Origin of the sequence: Candidatus Pantoea floridensis, assembly GCF_900215435.1 — a bacterium.
Lineage (GTDB): Bacteria > Pseudomonadota > Gammaproteobacteria > Enterobacterales > Enterobacteriaceae > Pantoea > Pantoea floridensis.
Genome location: NZ_OCMY01000001.1, coordinates 481667 through 505029 on the forward strand (window position 1 = coordinate 481667; position 23363 = coordinate 505029).

The following is a 23363-nucleotide window of genomic DNA, read 5'->3' on the forward strand; positions in this document are numbered from 1 at the left end:
GCTGCCGTGTTAAAAATGCGGTCCGTTACTGTCTGAGACGAAGAGAAAAGTAACTTTCCGCGAAAGTGGAGAGGACGCTTTTCTCTTTTTTTTGTTTTTAATTTGGGGATCGAAGATGCAAACTCAAAATATTACCCGCTGGTTAACGTTGGCGGTAATTAGCATCAGCGGCGGCATTAGCTTCGACCTGGCCTATTTACGCTACATTTATCAGATTCCGATGGCAAAATTCATGGGCTTTTCGAATACTGAAATCGGTATCATTATGAGCACCTTTGGTATCACCGCTATTTTGCTGTACGCGCCTGGCGGCATTATTTCCGATAAGTTTTCGCACCGAAAAGTCATGTCCGGTGCGATGATCGCCACCGGCCTTCTGGGTGCGGTGATGGCAACCTATCCGCCGCTGTGGGCAATGTTGTTAATTCAGGTTGCCTTCGCCATTACCACCATTTTGCTGCTGTGGGCGGTCTCAATCAAAGCCGCATCGTTACTCGGCACGCGTGATGAGCAAGGCAAGATCATGGGCTGGATGGAGGGGCTGCGTGGGGTTGGCGTCATGGGGCTGGCGCTGTTTACCGTATGGGTCTTCGCGCAGTTTCATCCCGACGATCCGAACAGCTTAAAGGCGGTCATTCTGATCTATAGCGGTACCTACATTGCACTCGGGATCGCCTGCTGGTTTCTGGTGAGCGATGGTTTTGTACCCGATGAGCAGGAAGAAACTTCGGCCTTTAGCCTGCAGCACGCGCTGCAGGTGTTGAAAATGCCGACCACCTGGTACTGCAGCATGATCATCTTTGGCGTGTATACCATCTACGCCATTCTCAGCTACTCCACCAACTATCTCTCTGAAATCTATGGTATGTCTCTGGTGGCGGCAAGCTATATGGGCATCATTATCAACAAAGTGTTTCGCGCTATCTGCGGCCCGCTTGGCGGCATGGTCACCAGCTACAGCCGCTGGCGTTCACCTACGCGAGTGATCCAATTTTTCGCCGCGATCTGCCTTGTCGTGGTGGCACTGTTATATATGGTCACGCGGACACCCGTGAGCCTGGCGCTGGCGATTGGTTTAATCCTGCTGATGGGATTTACCTGTTACGCCTCACGTGGCCTTTACTTTGCCTGCATCGGCGAAGTGAATACGCCAAAACAGATTCTTGGCACCACCATTGGCATCTGCTCGGTGATCGGCTTCTTGCCAGATGTGTTTGTCTATCCCATCGTTGGCTACTGGCAGGACGCATTGCCTCCCGCCCTCGCCTATCGAAATATGTGGGTGATGGGCGGCATTGCCAGCCTGATGGTGTTGCTGTTTACCGCCTTATTGATGGGTCAGATTAAGCGGATAAGCCCCGCCGCTAGCACCGCGCCAGTAAAAGGAGTGTAACTATGTCAGCGCGTTATTTAATGGGAATTGATGTCGGTACCCAAAGTGCCAAAGTGGTGATCTTCCACACTCATGGCGACGTGATGTGCAGCGCGCAGCAGCCGCTTCGCACGCTGGAAATTCCACAGCCGAACCGTGCGGAGCATCCGGATGACGATCTCTGGACAGCGGTGCAGCAGGCGTGTCGCGCAGCCATGGCTCGCTTTCATCAGCTGGGCGGCCAGGACCATCAGCTGCTGGCCGCCGGATTATGCGTCATTCGTTGCTGTCGCGTATTAATGCGTGCCGATGGCGAACTGGCATGGCCGGTCATCAACTGGATGGATGCGCGTCTTAATCAGCCTTATCAGCATGCCGATGAATACGGTAGCGTGCGCTGGGTGACCACCACCTCAGGTTACATTACACACCGTTTAACCGGCCAGACGCAGGATACCAGCGCCAACTACATTGGCTGGTGGCCGATGGACGATCTCCGCCAGGATTGGGATGCCGGTAAAATGGCGGCGTGTAACCTGCAGCGCGCTCAGCTGTTCGACGTGGTGCGACCGGGCGAAATCCTGGGTGAGGTCACCTCGGCCGCCGCGCAGGCCAGTGGATTGCCCGCGGGGTTACCGATTATCGCCACCGCGCATGATAAAGCGGTAGAAGCTTTGGGTTCCGGGGCGTTGGCAGGCGATGAAGCGCTGATATCACTCGGCACCTACATTGGCGCAATGGTACATGGCGACGCAGAACCGCGCAGCAGCGATCGCTTCTGGCCCTTCCAGGCCGCGCTGCCGGGGCGGTTTCTTTATGAATGCATGGGCGTGCGGCGTGGCATGTGGACCGTCAGCTGGTTCCGCGATCAATTTGGTGCCGCTGCGGTACAGGATGCGCGCGATAAGGGCGTGGATATCGAAAGCCTGCTCAGTGCTGAGGCCAGCACGGTGCCGCCTGGCAGTGATGGCTTGATCACCCTGCACGACTGGGCCGCGCCAGCAGAAGCTCCCTGGCGCAAGGGCGCCATCATCGGTTTTGACGGACGCCACACGCGGGCGCATCTGTTCCGTTCGCTGCTCGAAGGCATTGTACTGACGATGAAGAACCATGTGGATCCGATGATGCAAGCCCTTGATCGACCGTTAACGCAACTGGTGATTTCAGGTGGTGGTGCTAACAGCGATCTGTTTATGCAGCTGTTTGCCGACATCTTTGGTGTCCCGGCACGGCGCAATGCCATGCGCAGCTCGGCGGCGATTGGCTGCGCCATCAATGCCGGTATGGCCGTTGGGGTTTGGCAGAATTATCAGGATGCCGTGGCGGCGCTGGTGAAACCTGGCGAGACCTTTACGCCAGATGCTCGCCATCATGCGCATTATCAACGGCTTAACCAGCAGGTTTATCAGCAGCTGCATGCGGTACTCGATCCGCTGCTTCAGCGCTTAAGCCCGCTGGCTAACGTTTAGCGCCGCTGCGCCAGCGGCCAAACGCTGGCGTTGGTGGTAGACACCGCCAGCGCCCCGGCCGCCAGCGCCAGCCGCGCATCTTCTTCATCACACACCAGACCGTCCGCAATAATTGGCTGGCTGATGCGTTCAGTGATCCAGCCCAGCACTTTAGGCATACAGCCAGGCAGGATCTCCACGATATCCGGCGACGACTGCGCCACCTGTTTATCGATGTTATTGAACGAGATGGAATCCAGCACAAATAGGCGGTGAATAGCCCAAAAACCATGCTGACGCGCCGCTTTGAGCATCGCCGGCTTCGTGCTGATGATGCCGTCCGCCTGGGTGACGATTTTCAAAAACTGGATGACCACTTCCTGACGCGAGCTGCCTTCCAGCAGATCGACATGAACGAAAGCGATTTTCCCGGCCTGTTTGATCTGGCCGACGATGCGTCCAATGTTGCAAATATTGCCATAGAGCACCGAGACCACCTGGCAGGGTGAATCAAGCGCCAGTTGCAGGCTCTGAGCATCCTTTACCGCTGCCACCACTGGCGCGTTCTTTAACAAATCAATTAACTCCACTGCACACCACCCTTTCGTTTAAAGCGTAAGACTGGCCGCTGGCATCGCAGCGGTAAAACGCTGCATCTCCGCCAGCAACCAGTCGCGAAATACCGTGACGCGCGGCAGCGTTTGCTTGCCGCCCGGCACTTCCAGCCAGTAGCCATTGGCGCTGGAGAGCAAATGGGGCGATACCAGCCCCAGCACGCCACTGTTAAGTTCATTGCGCACCATCGCACGATCGAGCACCGCGTAACCGGCGCCGGTCACACAGGCATTGATCACCTGATCCTGCGTGCTAAAAGCCAGCCCGTTATCTTCCAGCGGCGGGGCTGCACCGCACGCCTGATACCAGCGCGACCAGTTATCCAGACGGCTGTCGCCATTCAGCACGTGCAGCTGCGGCATCAGGCTGATCTCTGGCCACAGGCCATCCAGCATCAACAGCGGACTGCCCACCAGCACCAGCGTTTCATGGCACAGCCACTCACCGGTGGTGCCCGCCGCGTGCGCTTCCTCCTGCGATCCAAAGCGGATGGCGCAATCGAAATCGCTGTATTTCTGGCGCGCCTCACTGATCAGCATAATTTGCAGCTGGCGATGCTGTTGCCGCAGCGTAACCAGGCGCGGGGCCAACCAGCGGGTGGCAAAAGTCGGCGCAACCTGCAGACGCAGATGCTGACGCGGATTGTGCTGCTGTACGTTGCGCACGCCCTCCTCCAGCAGATCCAAAGACTGGCGTACCACCGGCAGCAGCTGGATCGCTTCTGGCGTAAGCAGCAAACCACTGTGGCTGCGCACGAACAGATCCTTACCTAGAAAGGTCTCCAGCTGCCGCATCTGCCGGCTGGCGGCACTTTGCGTCATGAACAACGCATCGGCAGATTTACTGAAACTCAACGTGCGGCAGGTCTCTTCAAACAGTCGCAACATACTGAGAGAAGGTAATTTTCTCATCCCTGCCTCCGGCAGACATGGCAGCAAAACAGAGCGCCAATCTAATCACAGCCCTTACTAACACGGAGAACCGACATGCAATTTTATGAGTGCAATCACAGGAAATTGCGGAATAGGGGTATGACTTTTTCGCACTGGCCTGCCCCTTAAGCAAGTGTCACAGTAATTTCTCATCCAGATAACAATAAAATAACAACCATCTCTCCCCGAAGGAGGAAGGAACATGACGCAAACGACTCTGATGGATGATGTACCCTTAAATCGCTTTCACCTGAAAATCACCGGGCTGACGTTTGGCGCCCATCTTACTGATGGCTACATTCTCGGTTCGGTTGGCTTCGCGCTGACGCAAATGACGCCGCAGATGGCCCTGACCCCGTTCTGGCAAGGCATGATCGGCAGTTCAGCGCTGCTAGGCCTGTTTCTCGGCAGCCTGATTTTGGGCTGGATCGCCGATACCGTCGGTCGCCAGAAGATCTTCTGCTTTAGCTTTATCCTTATTACGCTGGCATCCGGTATGCAGTTTTTCGTCGAGTCTGCAGAACAGCTTTTCCTGTTACGCATGCTGATCGGCTTTGGGCTCGGCGGAGACTTCGCCGTGGGCCACACCATTCTGGCTGAATTTGCACCACGCAAACATCGCGGCGTGCTGCTTGGCGCGTTTAGCGTGCTGTGGACTGTCGGCTACGTGGCGGCAAGTTTTGTCGGCCATCTGGCGCTGCAAACCGACGCAGAAGGTTGGCGCTGGCTGCTGGCATCGTCGGCGCTGCCCGCCTTTGCCATTTTGCTGCTGCGTATTGGTACGCCAGAATCACCGCGCTGGCTGCTGCGGCGCGGCCGTCGAGACGAAGCAGTGAAAATTGTGCATCGCCTTTTCGGCCCAAACGTCACGCTCCAGGAGGAGCGCCAACAGACCCAGGATGGCAGCCTGAGCGCCCTGTTCCGTCCGCGCTATCGCCGCCGCACCGCATTTAACTGCCTGTTTTTTGTTTGCCTGGTGATCCCCTATTTCGCCATCTACACCTTTCTGCCGGCCATTTTGCGCCAGATGGGACTGGATCAGGGCTTCGCAACCGATCTGCTGCTGAGCGGCCTGCTGCTGGTTGGTGCCGTGCTTGGCATTGTGCTGACCGCGCTCTGTTCTCGCCGCGGTTTCCTGATTGGCTCATTTGTGTTTCTCGCGGCTTGTCTGCTGCTTCTGAGCCTGCTGCATAACAGCGCGGGCATCTGGCTGATTGTGCTGTTTGCCGCTTTCACGCTGGTGATGTCGGCGGTAAGCAATCTGGTTGGCGTCTTCCCGGCTGAGAGCTTCCCCACCGATGTTCGCTCCCGTGGCGTAGGCTTCGCCACGTCAATGAGTCGACTCGGCTCGGCCGTGGGTACGCTGCTGCTGCCACTTGCCATCGTCAATTATGGCATTGCCGGCACCATGGCGCTGCTGGCCGCCATTCTGGTTCTGGGTGCGCTGGTTTCCATTGCCTGGGCGCCGGAAACCAAAGGGTTGACGCTCACCGATGCATCGCAGGAAACCCCAGCGGCTGAGCCTACGCTCAATCCACCCCCTTCAACTTCAACGCAACATCTGTAACGAGAGGCAATGATGGAAATGTATATCGGTGAAGGCTTCGCAGGCGACGGCGTAAATGCCTCACACATCAATATCATGATTGGACCGCGCAATGGCGTGGTGGGCCAGGCGTTCGCCACGAGTCTGGCCACGCCATCGCAGGGACATTGTCCGTTTATGGTGGTGATCAAACCCAACGTCCCCGCGAAACCCATGACGCTGTATGTCAACAAAGCGGCCATCGACAGTGATTTACACGGCAACGCCACGTGGGGCGCATCGCAAGCGGCAATTGCGAAAGCGGTTACCGAAGCTCAGCTGCAGGGCACGCTGCCGCCGGAAGCCGAAGATGAGTGGTGCATCGTTACCGCCAACTGGGTCAATCCCGGCTGTAGCGATCTGGATGAAGTGTTCGCCAATAATTATCGCGCCTGCACGGTGGCGATTGCGGCGGCGATGGAGAAACTGCCGGGGCGTCAGCAGCTGATCCGCGCGTTGCCCGAGCTGGGCAATCCATTCTATTCCCCGAAGTGACAGGAGTTGCAACCATGGAATATATCAAACTGGGCCACAGCGGTTTACAGGTATCACGCCTCTGCCTCGGTACCATGAACATGGGCAGTAAAAACTGGAAACCGTGGATTTTCGACGAAGCGCAAAGCGAGCCTATTATTCGCCACGCGCTGGAAAAGGGCATCAACTTTATCGATCTGGCGGACTTCTACTCCAGCGGTGCGGGTGAAGAAGTGGTAGGCCGCGTACTTAAACGCCTCGCCCAGCGCGATGAGCTGGTGCTGACCACCAAAGTCGGGTATCCGCTGGGCGGTGGTCAGAATAATCAGGGCCATTCACGTAAGCACATTCTCGATAGCATCGACGGCAGCCTGCGCCGCCTCGGCACCGATTATGTCGACATCTACATGCTGCATTATTTCGACGTGAATACCCCGATTGAAGAGACCTGGGAGGCGATGAACAGCATCGTGCGCAGTGGTAAAGCGCGTTATGTGGGTGTCTCCACCATGTATTGCTGGCAACTGGCGAAGATTCTGTGGTGCTGCGAGCGTAACGGCTTCGTCAAGCCAATCAATATGCAGCTACAGCTTAACTGCGCCTACCGTGAAGAAGAGCGCGAGATGATGCCCTTCTGTCGCGATCAGGGACTGGGCGTGTCGGTGTTCAGCCCGCTGGCGCGCGGCTTACTCAGCGGCGATGTGCAATCCGTGCGTAATCAAACCGACTTCTTCACTCGCGAAATGTACGCCGACGAAACCTCGTTGCAGATTGCAGAATCCGTGGCTCGCGTGGCCGCCGCGCGCGGTATGTCGAGTGCGCAGGTTGCGCAAGCGTGGGTGCTGTCTCATCCCGGCGTTGATGCGATGCTGGTGGGAGCCGATAGCGTCGCCCAACTCGATAGCGCCATTGCGGCGTTACATACCCCGCTGGATAGCGAGGAGCGTTTTGAACTGGAACGCAATTATACGCCTTGCGATCTCATCAACGATTACACCGCAGGAAAACGCATCGCGCGCCATAGCCGCGCAGCACGCACCCTGTTTGCCAATCCCGATCTGCAAGGAGTTTCGCATGACAACATCACTGCTGCGTAGCGGCTGGTATTGCAATGGACAATGGCTGGAGAGCGATCGTACTTACGAAGTGACCAACCCCGCCGATGACACCCGGGTGGCGCAGGTCGCCTGCGTGGGTGCAGCAGAGACCACGCGCGCCATTGAGGCTGCCGCCGCCGCCCTGCCCGCCTGGCGGGCGCAGACGGCCAAAGCACGCGCCGCTATTTTGCAGCGCTGGTATCAGCTGATCGTCGAAAACCAGGAAGCGCTGGCCCAATTAGTGGTGCAGGAACAGGGCAAAGTGCTGGCAGAAGCGCGTGGCGAAGTGCTGTATGCCGCCAGTTTTATTGAGTGGTTTGCCGAAGAAGGCAAACGGGCCAACGGCAAAACGATTCCCACCACCAAACCGGGCAACCTGATCCTGACGCTGAAACAACCGGTGGGCGTTGTCGCCGCGATTACGCCGTGGAATTTCCCGCTGGCGATGCTCACGCGCAAACTCGGTCCAGCACTGGCTGCTGGCTGTACCGCCGTTGTAAAACCGGCCAACGAAACGCCGCTTTCGGCATTTGCTCTGCTGGTACTGGCAGAACAGGCTGGCGTGCCGCCGGGCGTGTTGAATGCAGTCAGCGGCGAAACCGTGGAGATTGGTCATACGCTAACCCATAGCGATGTGGTGCGTAAGATATCGTTCACCGGCTCGACAGCGGTGGGCAAGTTACTGATGCGTGATGCGGCGAGTTCGGTGAAAAAACTCTCGCTCGAGCTCGGTGGCAACGCGCCCTTTATTGTGTTTGATGATGCCGACCTTGATGCTGCAGTGGAGAGCGCAATGGCGGCGAAATTCCGCAACAGCGGCCAAACCTGTATCTGCGTGAATCGCTTTTACCTGCAGGATGGGATCTACGATCGCTTCGTCACCCGGCTGGCTGATGCGGCGAGTGCGTTGAAGGTCGCGCCCGGCCTGACACCCAACGCGCAGCAGGGACCGCTTATCCATCATCGTGCTGTCGAGAAGGTTGAAGCACATGTGCAGGATGCATTACAGCAGGGAGCGCGTCTGGTTTGCGGTGGAGAACGCCATGCGCTGGGTGGCAATTTTTACCAGCCAACGGTGCTAGCCGATGCGAATGAAAATATGCGTTTGGCACAGGAAGAGACCTTTGGTCCGGTGGCCGCGTGTTTCCGTTTCAGCACGGAGGAGGAAGTCATTAAGCGCGCGAATAACACACCTTATGGGTTGGCCGCTTATCTATTTACCCGCGATCTGGCGCGTGCGCTGCGCGTTACACCGCAGCTGGAGAGCGGAATGGTCGGGGTGAATGAAGGCATGATATCCACCGAAGTGGCACCGTTTGGCGGCGTGAAAGCCTCGGGGCTGGGACGCGAAGGTGCGGACGTTGGGCTGGAGGAGTATCTTGAGACCCAGTATGTGAATATTGGGCAAATCGGTTAACGCGTTTATCGGGTTAAGAGGCGATAATTCAATAGCCAGGTGCGCATCTCTGCGCACCTGGCTCTTACGGTTTACACAATACCCTGACTGCGCAGGTAATCTTCATAGTTGCCGGTGAAGTCGACAATACGATCACCTTTCATCTCCATTACGCGCGTAGCCAGCGAGCTGACAAACTCACGGTCATGTGAGACGAAGACCAACGTACCTTCATACATCTCAAGCGCCATGTTGAGCGACTCAATCGATTCCATATCAAGGTGGTTAGTCGGTTCATCCATAATCAGGATGTTCGGCTTCTGCATCATCAGCTTGCCAAACAGCATGCGGCCCTTCTCACCACCTGACAGCACCTTAGCGGGCTTGTTGATCTCATCATGCCCAAACAGCAGACGCCCCAGAATGCTGCGCACCGCCTGCTCGTCATCGCCTTCCTGCTTCCACTGGCTCATCCAGTCGAACACCGTCAGATCATTGGCAAAATCTTCCGCATGATCCTGTGCGTAATAACCAATACGCGCATTCTCAGACCATTTCACCGTGCCGTTATCGGGTGCCAGTTCACCCACCAGCGTTTTTAACAGCGTGGTTTTACCAATACCGTTGGCACCCAAAATCGCCAATTTTTCGCCGACTTCTAGCATCAGGTTAAGTTTATTAAACAGCGGGCCGTTATCAAAACCTTTGGTCAGCGCTTCGACTTCCAGCGCATTACGGAACAGCTTTTTATCCTGATCAAATCGGATAAACGGGTTTTGACGGCTGGATGCTTTTACCTCTTCCAGTTTAATTTTATCAATCTGCTTGGCACGCGAAGTCGCCTGACGCGATTTAGAGGCGTTGGCGCTGAAGCGGCTCACAAACGATTGCAGATCGGCAATTTGCGCTTTCTTCTTCGCGTTATCTGATAATAAACGTTCACGCGATTGGGTCGCCGCGGTCATATATTCGTCATAATTACCCGGATAAACGCGCAGCTCACCGTAATCCAGATCGGCCATATGCGTACAAACCATATTCAGGAAATGGCGGTCATGCGAAATGATGATCATGGTGCTGTTACGTTCGTTGAGCACTTGCTCCAACCAACGAATGGTATCTATATCCAGGTTGTTGGTCGGTTCATCGAGCAACAAAATATCTGGATTGGCGAATAATGCCTGTGCTAACAGCACACGCAATTTCCAGCCTGGCGCAATTTCACTCATTGGGCCGTAATGCTGCTCCACCGGAATGCCCACGCCCAGTAATAATTCGCCGGCACGTGATTCAGAACTGTAACCATCCATCTCGCCGTATTCGACTTCCAGGTCGGCCACTTTATAGCCTTCCTCTTCGCTCATTTCTGGCAAGGCATATATACGATCGCGTTCTTGCTTCACTGCCCACAATTCATTGTGGCCCATGATAACGGTATCCAGCACACTATATTGCTCAAAGGCAAATTGGTCCTGGCGTAACTTACCGATACGCTCATTCGGATCGAGGGAAACATTTCCACCCGTCGGCACCAGGTCGCCGCCCAGTATTTTCATAAAGGTAGATTTACCGCTGCCGTTCGCACCGATTAAACCGTAACGATTACCGCCGCCAAATTTAACGGAGATATTTTCGAACAGCGGCTTACTGCCGAACTGCATGGTGATATTGCTGGAAACTAACACGGCATTGACCTTTGTTACGCAGTGGAGGAAAAAACAGCGGGCATTATGCCAGAAGCGGGCACCTGGGCGCTACCTCTGCGCCTGAAGCAGAGGGCGTAATCCACTGAACGTGTTGAGCTGATACACAAAATAATTCGCGTTAACGTAGGTGAGTCACCGGGGGCTTGCAGCAGTAAGCGACAGGGGCGAGCATCTGCAGCTAACGCAGCTGCAATGTGAAGAATAAAGTGAATTAAATAAATAAAAAAAGCCGAAGACATTTGCCTTCGGCTCCCACTTACAAGGATTGTGCGGATTATTTGATCAGGAAAGTATCCAGGCTCTTACCGGAATCCAGCGCTTTCTTAATCGCTGCTGGAGTACGGCCCTGGCCAGTCCATGATTTTACTTCACCGTTTTCGTCGGTGTAAGAATATTTTGCTGGACGTGGTGCACGCTTAGCGCGTTTTTTACCAACTTCTAAAGCGCCCAGTAATTCGTTCGGGTCAATGCCATCAGCCAGCAGCATTTCGCGATATTTAGACAGCTTCTCTTCTTTTTCGCGGTTCTGCGCTTCTTCTGCATGAACTTCGTCACGACGCTCGGTCACAACAACGGTTAATTTTTCCAGAATTTCTTCCAGATCGGTCAATGGCAGCTCACGAGCTTGCGCACGTAATGTGCGAATGTTGTTCAGAACTTTAAATGCATCACTCATCACAATGTCCTTGCTTAAGGGGTTAAATAAACTGTAGTGGCAAGATTACCTAATTCAAATAAAAAAATAAATTAATTTTATAGCCTGGATTAATCTGAAGTCGCTTACATATTACTTACGTTGAGGGTTATGCCGACGAGGTTGGCTTTAATTAACCATGAATTAACACGCATCCTTTGTTGCTTAAGCAGAACTGGAATCGATTTCAAACCAATATTCCCAGGTTATAAACAACCATTTAGCTACTATTGCGCGCTGCAGCATAAGTGAGCATAAAGGTAAAAAAGGATTAATGGTGTAACGGAAAACCCCATGATATAGGCGTTTATTATATTGCGGAGGATGAGAGAGAAATCTCATTTTTTTTCGTTGCGGTGAAAAAAAGCCGGTGGTTAACCGGCTATCAAACAAAAATTAATGCACTTCCGTTGCGGGACCAAACACAGAATAGTCGGGAAGGTTGACGTTTTGATAAGGCTCCCAGCCGCCGCCCAGCGCTTTATATAACGCCACCAGATCAAGCGCACTTTGCATCCGCGCCTGCGTCGATTGCGCTTTAGCCTGCGCCAGCTGACGCTGTGCATCTAACACATCAAGGAAGGTTGAGATGCCCTGGCGATAACTGTCGCTGGCAAGATCGAAGGCGCGTTGCAGTGCACCTGTGGTCTCATCCAGCGCGATGACCTGTTGCTGATCGGCGCGATAGCTCACCAGCGCATTCTCAACATCCTGCAGCGCGGTTAACACCGTTTGGCGATAGTCCAGCGCCGCATTTGCCTGCTGAGCGCGCGCCAGTTTAACGCTGGAGACTAAACGCCCGCCCTGGAAGATGGGAATCGAGAGTGACGGCCCAACGCTGAAGAAGTGGCTGCTCCAGTCATCCAGATAGCTGGCATCGGTGTTGCGCACACCGAGCTGCCCGGTGAGCGAAAGGCTTGGGAACAGATCGGCCACCGACACGCCAATATTGGCCGTTTGTGCATGCAGCGTGGCTTCCGCCTGACGAATATCCGGACGGCGCCGCGCCAGCGTAGAAGGAATACCGACCGGCACCATTTTCGGCAACGCGGGCAGCGGTTTTTCCGACATTAACTCGTTATCCAGCGCCCCCGGCGTTTTGCCCAGCAGCACTGCCAGGCCGTTCATCGCCTGTAACTGCTGCGCCTGGTATTGCGGCAGCTGCGCGTTAAGCGAGGCTAACTGTGCCCGGGCATTTTCCACATCCGTGGTGGGCGCCAAACCGTTCCTCTGCTGGCTTTGCGTCAGTTCCCAGGTTTGCTGCGCCACCGCAATCTGTTGCTGCAAGGTCGTTAACACCGCCTGCGAACCACGTAACTGGAGATAGGCACGCGCGACTTCGGCTTCCAGTGAAACCAGCGCATCGTTACGCTGCTCGATAGCCGCCTGCTGTTGTGCGTCCGCCGCTTCCATCTGGCGACGAACTTTGCCCCACAAATCGAGCTCCCAGCTGGCATCAAAACTGCCCTGATACAAGGTGACCGAGTGATCTAATCCATTCAGTTGATTAGCAACATCGCTGTCCACCTGATCGTAAACGCCGTTCGACTTCAGCAGGCCTTTTAATCCCAACTGCTGCCGCGTGACTTTTGCCGAGCCGTTAAGCGAGGGGAACAACCCTCCGCGCGCTTGCGCCAGCTGTTCGCGTGCGCCGGCAATGCGCAGCACGGATTGCTGCAGCGTTAAATTACCGGCAATGGCGCGCTCAATCAGGCTGTCCAGCTGGGGATCGTTAAAGCTTTTCCACCACAGCGGATTGGTCGCTGCCGCCAGCGGCTTTGACGCCTGTTGTGAAGGTAAGTCATGGTAACCGCCCGGCGTATGCGCCTGCGGTGGCTGATAATCCGGCCCAACGGCGCAACCGGCCAGCAGCAATGACAGCGCCAGCAACGTCAGCGACGGCTGAAATCGCGAAAACTTGTTCATTTTAATGTGCTCCTGCACCGCCTTCGCTCTTAATCGGCGAAAGCAACCAACAAAATGGAATCAATAGCAAAGCCACGATACTCAAGCCCATAAAGACGTCGATATACGCCAGAATACGCGCCTGGGCAATCATCTCCTGGTAGAGCTGTCCGCCCGCCAGCGTCAGCGGGTCGCCTACCGCCGTGGTGAAGTTACGGATGGCATCGGCCCAGTGTTGTAGCGTGAGGTTGTAAGGCTCATTCAGCGGCGACATGTTGTGCACCATGTTTGCCGATTGCGTCTGCATGCGTTCCGTAATCCCCGCGGTTGAGAGCGAAATCCCGATTGAACCGGCGACGTTACGGAACATAGTGAACAGCGCCGAGGCATCGGCATTTAACCGTTGCGGCACGGTAATAAACGCAATGGTGGTGAGCGGCACAAACAGGAAGCCAAGTCCGATTGACTGCGCGCTTCGCATCATCACCAACGTTTTGAAATCGACGTCAGGCGTAAGCGTGGAGGAGTAGAAGAAGGCACAGGCAAGGCAGGTAAAGCCGAACGCAATGATGTAGCGCGTTTGCACAATTGGCATCAACTTCAGTACCAGCGGAATGGTCAGCACAATTAATATCGCGCCAGGCGACAGCACCAGCCCCGACCAGGTGGCGGTGTAGCCCAAATCCTGCTGCGCCAGCTGGGGAAGCACCACCGAGCTGCCGTACAGAATCATCGCCATGCCCGCCATTAGCAAACCCGCTACCCAGAAGTTGCGGTCTTTCATTACCATGATATCGACCACCGGCTTGCGCGCATACAGTAGCCAATACACGGCGCCGACAATACCCACCAGCGCCAGCGTGGCGAACAGGACGATAAAGTGCGAAGCAAACCAATCCTCATCTTCACCGCGATCGAGGAATACTTGCAAACAGCCAAGCCCAAGCGTGATCAGGCTGATACCAATGTAATCAATCTTCAGCCGGCCTTTCGCCCACTTACGTTCCCACGGCGGATCTTCCAGCAGCTGATAAATCGCCATCACCGTTAAAATACCCACGGGAATATTAATGAAGAACACCCAGCGCCAGCTGTAGTTATCGGTGATCCAGCCGCCGAGCGTCGGACCAATCACCGGCGCAACGATGATGGCAATCGACGACAGGCCAAACGCTTTGCCGCGATCTTCCGCTTTGAAATAGTCGAGCAGCACCGATTGCTGTACCGGCTGCAACCCACCACCAAAAAAGCCCTGCAGGACGCGGAACAAAATGATTTGCCACAGTTCGGTAGCGATACCGCACAGGAATGAGCAGATGGTGAACATCACAATGCAGATCAGGAAGAACTGCTTACGGCCAAACAGTCGACTAAAAAACGCCGAGATCGGCAATACGATGCCGTTGGCCACCAAATAAGAGGTTAAAACCCAGGTGGATTCGTCGTAACTGGAGGAGAGCGAGCCCGCAATGTGCGGCAGCGCCACGTTGACGATAGTGGTGTCGAGGATCTCCATAAACACCGCCAGCGTCACCGTGATGGCAACCAGCCACGGGTTGCTGGCCGGACGCCAGCTTTCGCTCGCACTCATTCCACTGTCACCTTCGGCTCAACCGACAGGCCCAGCGGTAGCGGATGATTCGGATCCAAACCTTTATCGATAACGATTTTCACCGGTACGCGCTGCACGATTTTCACGTAGTTGCCGGTGGCGTTCTCAGCGGGGAAAGTGGAGAAGCGCGAACCCGACCCCATCTGTACGCTATCAACGTGCCCTTCCAACTTCATATCTGGCCAAGCATCAACGCTGATCTCCACTTTATTACCCGGCTTCATTCGTTCCAGCTGCGACTCTTTGAAGTTAGCGTTAATCCAGATTTCCGGTGAAACCAGCGAGAATAGCGCGCTGCCAGCCTGAACCAAGGTGCCAAGCTGCACATTTCGCTTGGTCACAAAGCCGTCGTAAGGCGCACGTACCTGGGTATAAGAGAGATTTAATTCGGCCGTATTGAGCTGCGCTTTAGCCTGCTCAACTTGCTGCTCGCGCGCTTCAACGTTGGTTTCTTGCTGGCGAATTTGCAACTGAACCTGCGAAGCCACTTCAACCTGCGCTTTGGCGCTCTGTAACTGTGCTTCGGCGGAACGCAACTGAGCGGCGGCGGTATCAATATTGCGCTGCGAGGTTGCCCGAGGATCAACACCGCGCTGGCGACGATAATCGGCCTGGGCATTTAACAGGTTTGCCTGCGCTTTGGCCTGATCGGCAAGCGCCTGATCGCGCTGTGCCGGATACTGCACGCGTGATAAGGCTAACTGCGCCTGCGCCTGATGCAGCTGAGCTTCTGCGAGGCCCAACTGCGCTTTAGCCTGATCGCGCTGTGCCGCGGTGTCACGCGTATCAATCTCCACCAGCAAATCGCCCTGCTTCACCCGCTGGTTATCGCTTACCAGCAGCTTCACCACATAACCCGAGGCTTTAGGGGCGATGGTCACCGCGTTACCTTCTGTAAAGGCATCATCGGTGCTTTCAATGTTGCGCGTGGTGAGCCAGAACCATAATGCCACCACGATCATAATCACCACCACGATGGCGAGAAAAATCAGGGGCTTCTTTCCAGGGCGTTTACGTTCTGGTTCGTTGTTATCTTGATTCGATTGTGCAGAGTTTTGCGGATCTTGCTGATCGCGTTCGGACGGCTGATTCTGGTTTTCACTCATAATTTTTCATCGTAGGCGGTTGTCCCGATTCCCGGGCAAAAACGGTCAACATAACCTTAGATGGGAAATTGACAAATGCCAATGCAACTTTACACAAGCCGACACTGGCTGGCCGTCTAACGCATTAAGTGCAAAAGCAGCCATCCACCCAGCATCGACCAGGCAAGCATTGGCAGGGAGAACAGATGGAATCGCCACCACACCCGCGCATCCTGCGCCATGCGCAGGGCAATCAGGTTGGCAAGTGAGCCCGGCAATAAACCAAAGCCGCCGATGTTGACCGCCCACGCCAGCACATCGGAAGGTGGCACTTTCTGCAAAAGCAGGATGGTGGCCGGCACATTACTGATGACCTGTGACAGACCAATGGCTAACAGATAAAGTCCGCCCTCGCCTAACTGCCCAATGGCGGCAAAATGGGGTTGCAGCCATGGCAAGTGCATCAGCAGAAAGACATCGATAAACATCGCGACAAATACCAGCAGCAAACTCCAGTCGATACTGATTAACACGCTGCGCGCCATGATCAGGAAGCAGGCCGCTACGAGCAGCAGCGCCCAACCGGTCATTTTTAGCTCCAAAGCGACAATGAAGACGATATAAAGCAGCACGCTGATCAGAAACAGCGGCTTGTGCCACGGCTGGCTTTCGCCTTGTTCATGCTTTTGAATGCTGCGGGCCGGGAAACTCCACCAGGTGAGCGCCATTAACGTCAACATCAGAAATGCCGCCAGCGGCGCCATCTGCGCAATAAAAGCGGGAACGCTGAGCGCTCCATGACTCCACAGCAGAATATTTTGCGGGTTGCCGACCGGGGTTAATAACGAACCTGCATTAACGGCCAGCGCTTCAAAAATAATCAGGCGTGAGATCGGCAGACGTGAAAATTTGCGCAGGGTTAACGTTAGCGGCACCAAAATAAACAGCGCAACATCATTGGTGAGAAAGGTTGAGAGCAACGCGGCCGCGCAAACCATAAACAGCGCCAGCGCGCGCTCATGCTGGAAACGCTGGATCAGACGCGCGCCGAGTACATCAAAATAGCCGCTGTTCTCCAGCCCTTTGGTCAGCATCAATAAGCCGGTAAGCGTCATGATGGTATGCCAGTCAACCGCGCCAGGCAGCTGCGACCAATGGAAATTCGCCAGCGGCACCATAATCACGCCCAGCAGCAACAGCAAATGCAAGATACGATCGCGCATTAAGGAACGAAGCACTATGGGCATGATGGCGGAAGCCTTGTGGTTAGCGACTCTCGTAAAATTTCTGGAAGACGGCCAGCGTTTCATCACTGACGTGATGCTCCAGGCCTTCTGAATCACGGCGCGCGGTTTCCGGGCTAACACCCAGCGCCAGCAGGAAGGTTTCAACAATGTGGTGGCGGACGCGGCTCGCTTCAGCCAGCTTCTCACCTTCGGCGGTGAGGAACACACCACGATATGGCACTTGCTCCACTAAACCGGTGGTACCGAGGCGCTTAAGCATTTTCGCCACCGTCGGCTGAGAAACGCCAAGGCGTGCAGCCATGTCCACCTGACGCGCCTCGCCAAATTCACGAATCAAATCAGAGATTAACTCAACGTAGTCATCAATCAGCTCACGACGATGCGCTTCGCGCACCTGCCGAAATCCTTCGACATGCTCCTCAATTTCTTTCAGCGGCCCCTGGGGCATGTTGGTGGCGATTTTTGCACGACGACTCATTCAACTTCCTCTTTATTATCTGCCGCACTGTACCTGCGATGCGGTCTGGCTGCGCCCATTGTAAACCAGGCACAAATAAGCACAAATTTTTCCTAAATAGTGTTGGCTAAAGAGTATAGCCAGTGCTATCTTTGTTGATAATGTAAGCGAATAGCTTATAAAGGATGCAAAGACGAACACCGTTTCGCTGCTCCTGCTTGTTTTATGTCGTAATTCACTCGGGAGGTGAACATGACTACCATGAAAAACTGCCTCGACTGTGGTAAATGCTTCCAGACAGAACAGAGCAAACCGGCTTTCGAGCTGAAATCGCTGCTGTGCCTGTTTACTCGCTCGCCGTTTGCACTGCGTTTGATGCTGATTGAAAAGCTCACGGGCAAACAGCTGGTTGAACGTCCGTGCCCAAACCTGATCTGGCGCGGCTAAAGCTCTCCCTACTCACGCTTATTCCTACAAAGCCCGCCTCTGTCGCGGGCTTTGTGCTTTTTAATGTGGTAAATCCTGCTGAACGGTGAATTGCGCCCATAAAAAAACGGTCCCGAAGGACCGTTTATTGTGCAACTGGTCTAAGCAAAAACTTAGAAGCTGTAACCTACGCCAGCAATCCAGGTGCCAACGTCGACGCTGCGGATACGGCTCTGCTCGTAACCTACGTCCAGTGCGACGTTTTCGATTGGGTTGAACTGCATACCCGCGCCGTAAGAGAAACCGTAGTCGCTTGTATCAGACTTAGAACGTACTGCAGTATCGTTCTGCTGGAATTTACCGTAGCCTACACCCACAACACCGTAGATGCTTGCCCAGTCATTCAGACGGTAAGCTGGACCACCGGTGATGCCGTAGTATTGACCTTTGTTGTAAACGCCAGCGTCAGTACGATCTTTCTCGGTGTAAGTGAAAGAACCGATCCAACCCAGTGGGTTAGTACCGTCTTCGTAACGATATTTCAGGTTGAAGCCGTTTGCTTTGTTAGCAACGCCTTGATAATCGCTCTGAGCGTAACCACCGGTAACGGTGCTTTGTGCCATGGCAGAACCTGCAGAAACTGCAAGTACACAAGCCAATGCTGAAAGACATGCAATTTTTTTCATAACCACCTCAAATGTGAATATACTTCTCTCCTGACAACGCTATAAATATAACAAAAAACAGCAAGAAACTCTGCCCGCAATTTGTTGTCTAACAGATTGTTTGGTGTAACAGAAAGTTAATGAAGTTTCCTATGTCATTCATTTTACTTATAAAAACCTTCATATTCCTGCAACATAAATTTCGATCACAAAAAATGCGTTTAAGTAAATTCCTAAACTAACCTGACATTTCTTTACGGAAATGGCCCTGAAAATGGCCAAATTCTAACCACTCATCACGTTTTTTTTCCCCGGATCGTATCTCCTTATTTACTGAAGATTCCTTTACACTGAGCTCTTGTTGCTCCGCTGTTAATAAATAAAGGAATGAATAACAGGATGTCTGCGCCTTTCACGACTAAAAATCTGGCCCCGGTTTTGTTCCCCATCGCTGTTCTTCTCATTGCGATGCTTTCGCTGCAGGGTGGAGCTTCACTGGCGAAATCGCTGTTTGCTACCGTTGGTGCTCCAGGCATTACCGCGCTGCGACTCGGCTTAGGCACCCTCATTCTTTGCGTCATCTTTAAACCCTGGCGTTTACGTTTCACACGTGAACAGCGCAAGCCGCTGCTGATGTATGGCCTTGCGCTGGGCTGCATGAATTATCTCTTCTATTTAGCGATTCGCACCGTGCCGCTTGGCGTGGCGGTCGGATTAGAGTTCCTGGGTCCGCTGACGCTGGCTCTGATTGGCGCGCGCCGTCCGCTGGACTTTATTTGGGTACTGCTCGCGGTAGTGGGCTTATGGTTCCTGTTGCCAATCGGTGATGGTGTGAGCCATATCGATCCGCTCGGTGCGCTGCTGGCGGTAGGTGCGGGTGCCTGTTGGGCAGTTTATATTCTTGCCGGCCAGCGTGCTGGTGCCGAACATGGGCCGGCAACGGTGGCGATGGGCTCGCTCATCGCCTCCGTAATCTTTGTTCCTCTTGGCCTGACATTTGCCGCGCCGGGCATCTGGCATTGGGAAATCCTGCCGCTGGCGCTGCTTATCGCCCTGCTCTCCAGCGCTATTCCTTACTCTCTTGAGATGATGGCGCTGACGCGTCTTCCTGCCCGTATTTTCGGCACCCTGATGAGCCTGGAGCCGGCAATGGCAGCGCTTTCGGGCATGTTGTTCCTCGGTGAACTGTTAACGCTGCAGCAGTGGATTGCGCTGCTGGCGATTATTATCGCCTCTGCCGGTTCAACTCTCACCATGAAGCAAAAAAGCGCGCAAATAAACGAAGTAGATATTACTCATCAGTAATAAATAAGTGATTATTCAGCCTGCTATATAGCAGGTTGAATATAAAAGCGTTCTCATTATCATTTCATTGGTTACACCGCCGGTGCTTATTATTATTTTGCAACACGATTAATAAATAATTAACATATAGATTAACTCGTTGTTTTATAAACCTTAAAAATACTAACGCACAATTCCTGAGCAACAGCAAGGTTTATCTATTCCTGTCATTGATTCAATCATTCCTGCAGAACTTAAATGTGCTGCTATACTTATTTCCGTGCTTGATTAGGACAACCATCAATAAGAGGACATTAATGATGAGTACCGCAAAACTGGTTAAAACTAAATCGTCTGATCTGATTTACACCCGTAATGACGTCGCTGACAGCGATAAAAAAGCGACCATCGAGGTGCTCAACCGTCTGGTAGTGGAATTTATTGACCTGTCGCTGATCACCAAGCAGGCGCACTGGAATATGCGTGGCGCCAACTTTATTGGCGTACATGAGATGCTTGATGGCTTCCGTACGGCAATTACCGATCACCAGGACACTATCGCTGAACGTGTGGTTCAGCTAGGCGGTGTGGCGCTGGGTACGACTCAGATCGTCAACGATAAGACACCACTGAAAAGTTATCCGCTAAACATCCATAGCGTACAGGATCACCTGAAAGCGCTGGCCGATCGCTATGCCGTTGTCGCTAATGATACGCGCAAAGCGATTACTGAAGTGAGCGATGAAGATACTGCGGATATTTTTACTGCGGCATCGCGCGATCTGGATAAATTCCTGTGGTTCATTGAATCCAACATCGAATAATTTTCAGCGTAACAGTGAAGGCGGGTTATCCCGCCTTTTTTTATGCCTGTAACATTCTGGTGCTTTTTTTGACGTTGTTAACAATTCCTTAATCCCTTCTTTCGCTTGCCACGCCCTTGGTGCACACTGTTCCTGCACCACAACGGCACTACGCACCATTATGGTGCCCACCACTGGTGCAAAATTTTTCTTCTGCGCAAAATCGTGTCAGCAAGTGCTTAAAACGACTGATTTCGTGAAAAATGAAAAGTTGGCATAATTTTTTCATATGATAAGCCGTACATCGGGCCACCAGGCCTGAAGGGTAATAAGGAAAATAATGATGAAGTCATTGATTAAAGTCTCCGTGGCCGCGCTGGCGCTGGCCTTCTCGCTTTCCTCCACCGCAGCAGATAAAAAACTGATTGTCGCCACTGACACCGCATTCGTTCCCTTCGAGTTTAAACAAGGCGATAAGTACGTCGGTTTTGATATCGATTTGTGGGACGCGGTCGCCAAAGAACTGAAGCTGGATTACACCTTCAAACCGATGGATTTCAGCGGCATTATCCCCGCTCTGCAAACTAAAAACGTGGATCTGGCATTAGCAGGTATCACCATCACCGAAGAGCGTAAGAAAGCCATTGAGTTCTCAGACGGCTATTACAAAAGCGGCCTGCTGGTGATGGTGCGCGAGAATGAAAAAGACGTTAAAAGTATCGACGATCTGAACGGCAAAGTGGTGGCAGTGAAGAGCGGCACCGGTTCGGTAGATTACGCCAAAGCGCACATCAAATCGAAAGACCTGCGTCAATTCCCGAACATCGATAACGCTTACATGGAACTGGGCACCAACCGCGCTGACGCCGTCCTGCACGACACGCCAAACATTCTTTACTTCATCAATACCGCCGGTAAAGGCCGCTTCAAAGCGGTAGGCGAGTCAATTGAAGCGCAGCAATATGGCATTGCTTTCCCGAAAGGCAGCGACGATCTGCGTGAAAAAGTGAACGGCGCACTGAAAACGCTGCGTGATAACGGCACTTACAACACTATCTATAAAAAATGGTTCGGTACTGAACCAAAATAATGCCGGCTTAAGTCGATATTCCAGCAGGGAGCTTTGCCTCCCTGCTTTTTACATTTCCACGCAACAGATTTTGGAGTCACACCATGGAGTTTGACTGGAGCGTCATTTGGCCCGCACTGCCGATTTTAATCGAAGGCGCCAAAATGACCCTGCTGATCTCGGTCCTCGGCCTGGTCGGCGGTTTAATTATCGGCCTGGTCGCCGGTTTTGCCCGCGCTTACGGCGGCTGGATCACGAATAACATCGCCCTGGTATTCATCGAACTGATCCGCGGTACACCTATCGTGGTACAGGTGATGTTTATCTACTTCGCCCTGCCGATGGCCTTCCCCGACCTGCGTATCGATCCGTTCAGCGCGGCGGTGGTCACCATCATGATCAACTCCGGTGCTTATATCGCAGAAATCACACGCGGTGCGGTGCTATCCATTAACAAAGGCTTCCGTGAAGCGGGTCTGGCGCTGGGCTTATCGAGCCGCGAGACGCTGCGTTATGTGATTATGCCACTGGCTCTGCGCCGTATGCTGCCACCGCTGGGTAACCAGTGGATTGTGAGTATTAAAGATACTTCCCTGTTTATCGTGATTGGCGTGGCTGAACTGACGCGTCAGGGCCAGGAAATCATCGCCGGTAACTTCCGCGCGTTAGAAATCTGGAGCGCCGTTGCCATCATCTATTTGGTTATTACGCTGGTGTTGAGCTTTGTGCTGCGCCGTATTGAGAAAAGGGTGAAAATCCTGTGATTGAATTTAAAAACGTCTCGAAGAATTTCGGCCAGACCCAGGTTCTGCACGACATCAACCTGAAAATTAATCAAGGCGAAGTGGTGGTGATTATTGGACCATCCGGCTCCGGGAAATCTACGCTGCTGCGCTGCATCAACAAGCTGGAAGAGATCACGACCGGCGAGCTGATTGTCGATGGCATGAAGGTCAATGATCCGAAAGTCGATGACCGCCTGATTCGTCAGGAAGCGGGCATGGTGTTCCAGCAGTTCCATCTGTTCCCGCAGATGAGCGCGCTGGATAACGTTGCCTTTGGCCCCATCCGCGTTCGTGGTGCGAAGAAAGAAGAAGCCCACAAGCTGGCCCGTGAGCTGCTGGGTAAAGTGGGCCTCGCCGAGCGCGCGCACCACTTCCCTTCTGAGCTATCCGGTGGTCAGCAGCAGCGCGTCGCGATTGCGCGCGCGTTGGCGGTGAAGCCGAAAATGATGCTGTTTGATGAGCCTACCTCAGCGCTCGATCCTGAGCTGCGTCACGAAGTATTGAAAGTGATGCAGGATCTGGCCGAAGAAGGCATGACCATGGTCATCGTAACGCATGAAGTCGGTTTCGCGCAGAAAGTGGCTTCGCGTCTGATCTTCATCGATAAAGGGACCATAGCTGAAGACGGTAACCCGGATGAACTGATCACCAACCCGCCAAGTGATCGCCTGCGCGAGTTCCTGCAGCACGTTTCCTGATAGCCTGG

The 23363-nt window shown here is 53.7% G+C and carries 22 protein-coding genes; 12 read left to right on the forward strand and 10 right to left on the reverse strand.

Annotated elements, in window-relative coordinates; translation table 11 throughout:
* Positions 1-115: 115 nt before the first annotated feature.
* Positions 116-1393: an MFS transporter gene (locus CRO19_RS02330; protein ID WP_097094423.1), complete on the forward strand. Its 1278-nt coding sequence runs from the start codon at positions 116-118 to the stop codon at positions 1391-1393.
* 2 nt (positions 1394-1395) lie between these two features.
* Positions 1396-2841 carry an FGGY-family carbohydrate kinase gene (locus CRO19_RS02335; protein WP_097094424.1) on the forward strand — a complete coding sequence of 482 codons (1446 nt, stop codon included), beginning with the start codon at positions 1396-1398 and terminating at the stop codon, positions 2839-2841.
* Here CRO19_RS02335 and CRO19_RS02340 read toward each other — a convergent pair.
* Both CRO19_RS02340 and CRO19_RS02345 read right to left on the reverse strand, forming a co-directional pair.
* Positions 2838-3410 (reverse strand): glycerol-3-phosphate responsive antiterminator, encoded by a 573-nt coding sequence (locus CRO19_RS02340; RefSeq protein WP_097094425.1) that lies wholly within the window; start codon positions 3408-3410, stop codon positions 2838-2840. The two genes, CRO19_RS02335 and CRO19_RS02340, sit on opposite strands and share 4 nt — an antisense overlap.
* Before the next feature lie 18 nt (positions 3411-3428).
* Positions 3429-4346 carry a LysR substrate-binding domain-containing protein gene (locus tag CRO19_RS02345; protein WP_097094426.1) on the reverse strand — a complete coding sequence of 306 codons (918 nt, stop codon included), beginning with the start codon at positions 4344-4346 and terminating at the stop codon, positions 3429-3431.
* Positions 4347-4569: 223 nt separating this feature from the next.
* On the opposite strand from CRO19_RS02345, the gene CRO19_RS02350 reads away from it, so the two are divergent.
* Genes CRO19_RS02350 through CRO19_RS02365 form a run of 4 tightly spaced genes read left to right on the forward strand, consistent with a single transcriptional unit; the run spans position 4570 to position 8940 of the window.
* Entirely contained in the window at positions 4570-5934 is a 1365-nt protein-coding gene (locus CRO19_RS02350) for an MFS transporter (protein WP_097094427.1), read from the forward strand.
* 12 nt (positions 5935-5946) lie between these two features.
* Positions 5947-6447 carry a formaldehyde-activating enzyme gene (fae, locus tag CRO19_RS02355; RefSeq protein WP_097094428.1) on the forward strand — a complete coding sequence of 167 codons (501 nt, stop codon included), beginning with the start codon at positions 5947-5949 and terminating at the stop codon, positions 6445-6447.
* Positions 6448-6461: 14 nt separating this feature from the next.
* Positions 6462-7523 carry an aldo/keto reductase gene (locus CRO19_RS02360; RefSeq protein WP_097094429.1) on the forward strand — a complete coding sequence of 354 codons (1062 nt, stop codon included), beginning with the start codon at positions 6462-6464 and terminating at the stop codon, positions 7521-7523.
* Positions 7501-8940, forward strand: coding sequence for an NAD-dependent succinate-semialdehyde dehydrogenase (locus CRO19_RS02365; RefSeq protein WP_097094430.1), 1440 nt, complete (start codon positions 7501-7503; stop codon positions 8938-8940). Before CRO19_RS02360 ends, CRO19_RS02365 begins: the two co-directional genes overlap by 23 nt.
* A gap of 71 nt (positions 8941-9011) precedes the next feature.
* Here CRO19_RS02365 and CRO19_RS02370 read toward each other — a convergent pair whose 3' ends face one another.
* The 7 genes from CRO19_RS02370 to mntR all read right to left on the reverse strand — a co-directional run bounded on the left by CRO19_RS02370 (position 9012) and on the right by mntR (position 17646).
* Positions 9012-10604 carry an ABC-F family ATPase gene (locus CRO19_RS02370; protein ID WP_097094431.1) on the reverse strand — a complete coding sequence of 531 codons (1593 nt, stop codon included), beginning with the start codon at positions 10602-10604 and terminating at the stop codon, positions 9012-9014.
* Between the two features lie 295 nt (positions 10605-10899).
* Positions 10900-11301, reverse strand: coding sequence for an H-NS family histone-like protein (locus CRO19_RS02375; protein WP_097094432.1), 402 nt, complete (start codon positions 11299-11301; stop codon positions 10900-10902).
* 414 nt (positions 11302-11715) lie between these two features.
* The gene (locus CRO19_RS02380) at positions 11716-13245 is read right to left on the reverse strand and encodes an efflux transporter outer membrane subunit (protein WP_097094433.1); all 1530 of its coding nucleotides are present in this window, start codon (positions 13243-13245) and stop codon (positions 11716-11718) included.
* Position 13246: 1 nt separating this feature from the next.
* Positions 13247-14815 (reverse strand): DHA2 family efflux MFS transporter permease subunit, encoded by a 1569-nt coding sequence (locus CRO19_RS02385; RefSeq protein ID WP_097094434.1) that lies wholly within the window; start codon positions 14813-14815, stop codon positions 13247-13249.
* Entirely contained in the window at positions 14812-15942 is a 1131-nt protein-coding gene (locus CRO19_RS02390; RefSeq protein WP_097094435.1) for an HlyD family secretion protein, read from the reverse strand. The genes CRO19_RS02385 and CRO19_RS02390 overlap by 4 nt, the downstream gene beginning before the upstream one ends.
* 116 nt (positions 15943-16058) lie before the next feature.
* Positions 16059-17168 carry an SLC13 family permease gene (locus CRO19_RS02395; protein ID WP_097094436.1) on the reverse strand — a complete coding sequence of 370 codons (1110 nt, stop codon included), beginning with the start codon at positions 17166-17168 and terminating at the stop codon, positions 16059-16061.
* 19 nt (positions 17169-17187) lie between these two features.
* Entirely contained in the window at positions 17188-17646 is a 459-nt protein-coding gene (gene mntR / locus CRO19_RS02400; RefSeq protein ID WP_008102536.1) for a manganese-binding transcriptional regulator MntR, read from the reverse strand.
* A gap of 231 nt (positions 17647-17877) precedes the next feature.
* Between mntR and CRO19_RS02405 the strand changes: the two genes are divergently transcribed.
* Positions 17878-18072, forward strand: a complete 195-nt coding sequence (locus CRO19_RS02405) for a hypothetical protein (protein WP_097094437.1) — start codon at positions 17878-17880, stop codon at positions 18070-18072.
* 152 nt (positions 18073-18224) lie between these two features.
* Here CRO19_RS02405 and ompX read toward each other — a convergent pair whose 3' ends face one another.
* Positions 18225-18737, reverse strand: coding sequence for an outer membrane protein OmpX (gene ompX / locus CRO19_RS02410; protein ID WP_097094438.1), 513 nt, complete (start codon positions 18735-18737; stop codon positions 18225-18227).
* Positions 18738-19115: 378 nt separating this feature from the next.
* Between ompX and rhtA the strand changes: the two genes are divergently transcribed.
* The 5 genes from rhtA (at position 19116) to glnQ (ending at position 23355) form a co-directional block, all read left to right on the forward strand.
* Positions 19116-20021: a threonine/homoserine exporter RhtA gene (gene rhtA / locus CRO19_RS02415; RefSeq protein ID WP_097094439.1), complete on the forward strand. Its 906-nt coding sequence runs from the start codon at positions 19116-19118 to the stop codon at positions 20019-20021.
* Positions 20022-20320: 299 nt separating this feature from the next.
* Positions 20321-20824, forward strand: coding sequence for a DNA starvation/stationary phase protection protein Dps (dps, locus tag CRO19_RS02420; protein ID WP_097094440.1), 504 nt, complete (start codon positions 20321-20323; stop codon positions 20822-20824).
* Between the two features lie 322 nt (positions 20825-21146).
* Positions 21147-21893, forward strand: a complete 747-nt coding sequence (gene glnH, locus CRO19_RS02425; RefSeq protein ID WP_097094441.1) for a glutamine ABC transporter substrate-binding protein GlnH — start codon at positions 21147-21149, stop codon at positions 21891-21893.
* Between the two features lie 83 nt (positions 21894-21976).
* Positions 21977-22636 carry a glutamine ABC transporter permease GlnP gene (glnP, locus tag CRO19_RS02430; RefSeq protein ID WP_097094442.1) on the forward strand — a complete coding sequence of 220 codons (660 nt, stop codon included), beginning with the start codon at positions 21977-21979 and terminating at the stop codon, positions 22634-22636.
* Positions 22633-23355 (forward strand): glutamine ABC transporter ATP-binding protein GlnQ, encoded by a 723-nt coding sequence (glnQ, locus tag CRO19_RS02435; protein WP_097094443.1) that lies wholly within the window; start codon positions 22633-22635, stop codon positions 23353-23355. The genes glnP and glnQ overlap by 4 nt, the downstream gene beginning before the upstream one ends.
* Positions 23356-23363: the final 8 nt, after the last annotated feature.

Coding starts and splice junctions, on each gene's coding strand:
- CRO19_RS02330 (WP_097094423.1), top strand. CDS start 116: ATGCAAACTCAAAATATTACCCGCTGGTTAACGTTGGCGGTAATTAGC.
- CRO19_RS02335 (WP_097094424.1), top strand. CDS start 1,396: ATGTCAGCGCGTTATTTAATGGGAATTGATGTCGGTACCCAAAGTGCC.
- CRO19_RS02345 (WP_097094426.1), bottom strand. CDS start 4,346: ATGAGAAAATTACCTTCTCTCAGTATGTTGCGACTGTTTGAAGAGACC.
- CRO19_RS02350 (WP_097094427.1), top strand. CDS start 4,570: ATGACGCAAACGACTCTGATGGATGATGTACCCTTAAATCGCTTTCAC.
- fae (WP_097094428.1), top strand. CDS start 5,947: ATGGAAATGTATATCGGTGAAGGCTTCGCAGGCGACGGCGTAAATGCC.
- CRO19_RS02360 (WP_097094429.1), top strand. CDS start 6,462: ATGGAATATATCAAACTGGGCCACAGCGGTTTACAGGTATCACGCCTC.
- CRO19_RS02365 (WP_097094430.1), top strand. CDS start 7,501: ATGACAACATCACTGCTGCGTAGCGGCTGGTATTGCAATGGACAATGG.
- CRO19_RS02375 (WP_097094432.1), bottom strand. CDS start 11,301: ATGAGTGATGCATTTAAAGTTCTGAACAACATTCGCACATTACGTGCG.
- CRO19_RS02380 (WP_097094433.1), bottom strand. CDS start 13,245: ATGAACAAGTTTTCGCGATTTCAGCCGTCGCTGACGTTGCTGGCGCTG.
- CRO19_RS02385 (WP_097094434.1), bottom strand. CDS start 14,815: ATGAGTGCGAGCGAAAGCTGGCGTCCGGCCAGCAACCCGTGGCTGGTT.
- CRO19_RS02390 (WP_097094435.1), bottom strand. CDS start 15,942: ATGAGTGAAAACCAGAATCAGCCGTCCGAACGCGATCAGCAAGATCCG.
- CRO19_RS02395 (WP_097094436.1), bottom strand. CDS start 17,168: ATGCCCATAGTGCTTCGTTCCTTAATGCGCGATCGTATCTTGCATTTG.
- mntR (WP_008102536.1), bottom strand. CDS start 17,646: ATGAGTCGTCGTGCAAAAATCGCCACCAACATGCCCCAGGGGCCGCTG.
- CRO19_RS02405 (WP_097094437.1), top strand. CDS start 17,878: ATGACTACCATGAAAAACTGCCTCGACTGTGGTAAATGCTTCCAGACA.
- ompX (WP_097094438.1), bottom strand. CDS start 18,737: ATGAAAAAAATTGCATGTCTTTCAGCATTGGCTTGTGTACTTGCAGTT.
- rhtA (WP_097094439.1), top strand. CDS start 19,116: ATGTCTGCGCCTTTCACGACTAAAAATCTGGCCCCGGTTTTGTTCCCC.
- dps (WP_097094440.1), top strand. CDS start 20,321: ATGAGTACCGCAAAACTGGTTAAAACTAAATCGTCTGATCTGATTTAC.
- glnH (WP_097094441.1), top strand. CDS start 21,147: ATGAAGTCATTGATTAAAGTCTCCGTGGCCGCGCTGGCGCTGGCCTTC.
- glnP (WP_097094442.1), top strand. CDS start 21,977: ATGGAGTTTGACTGGAGCGTCATTTGGCCCGCACTGCCGATTTTAATC.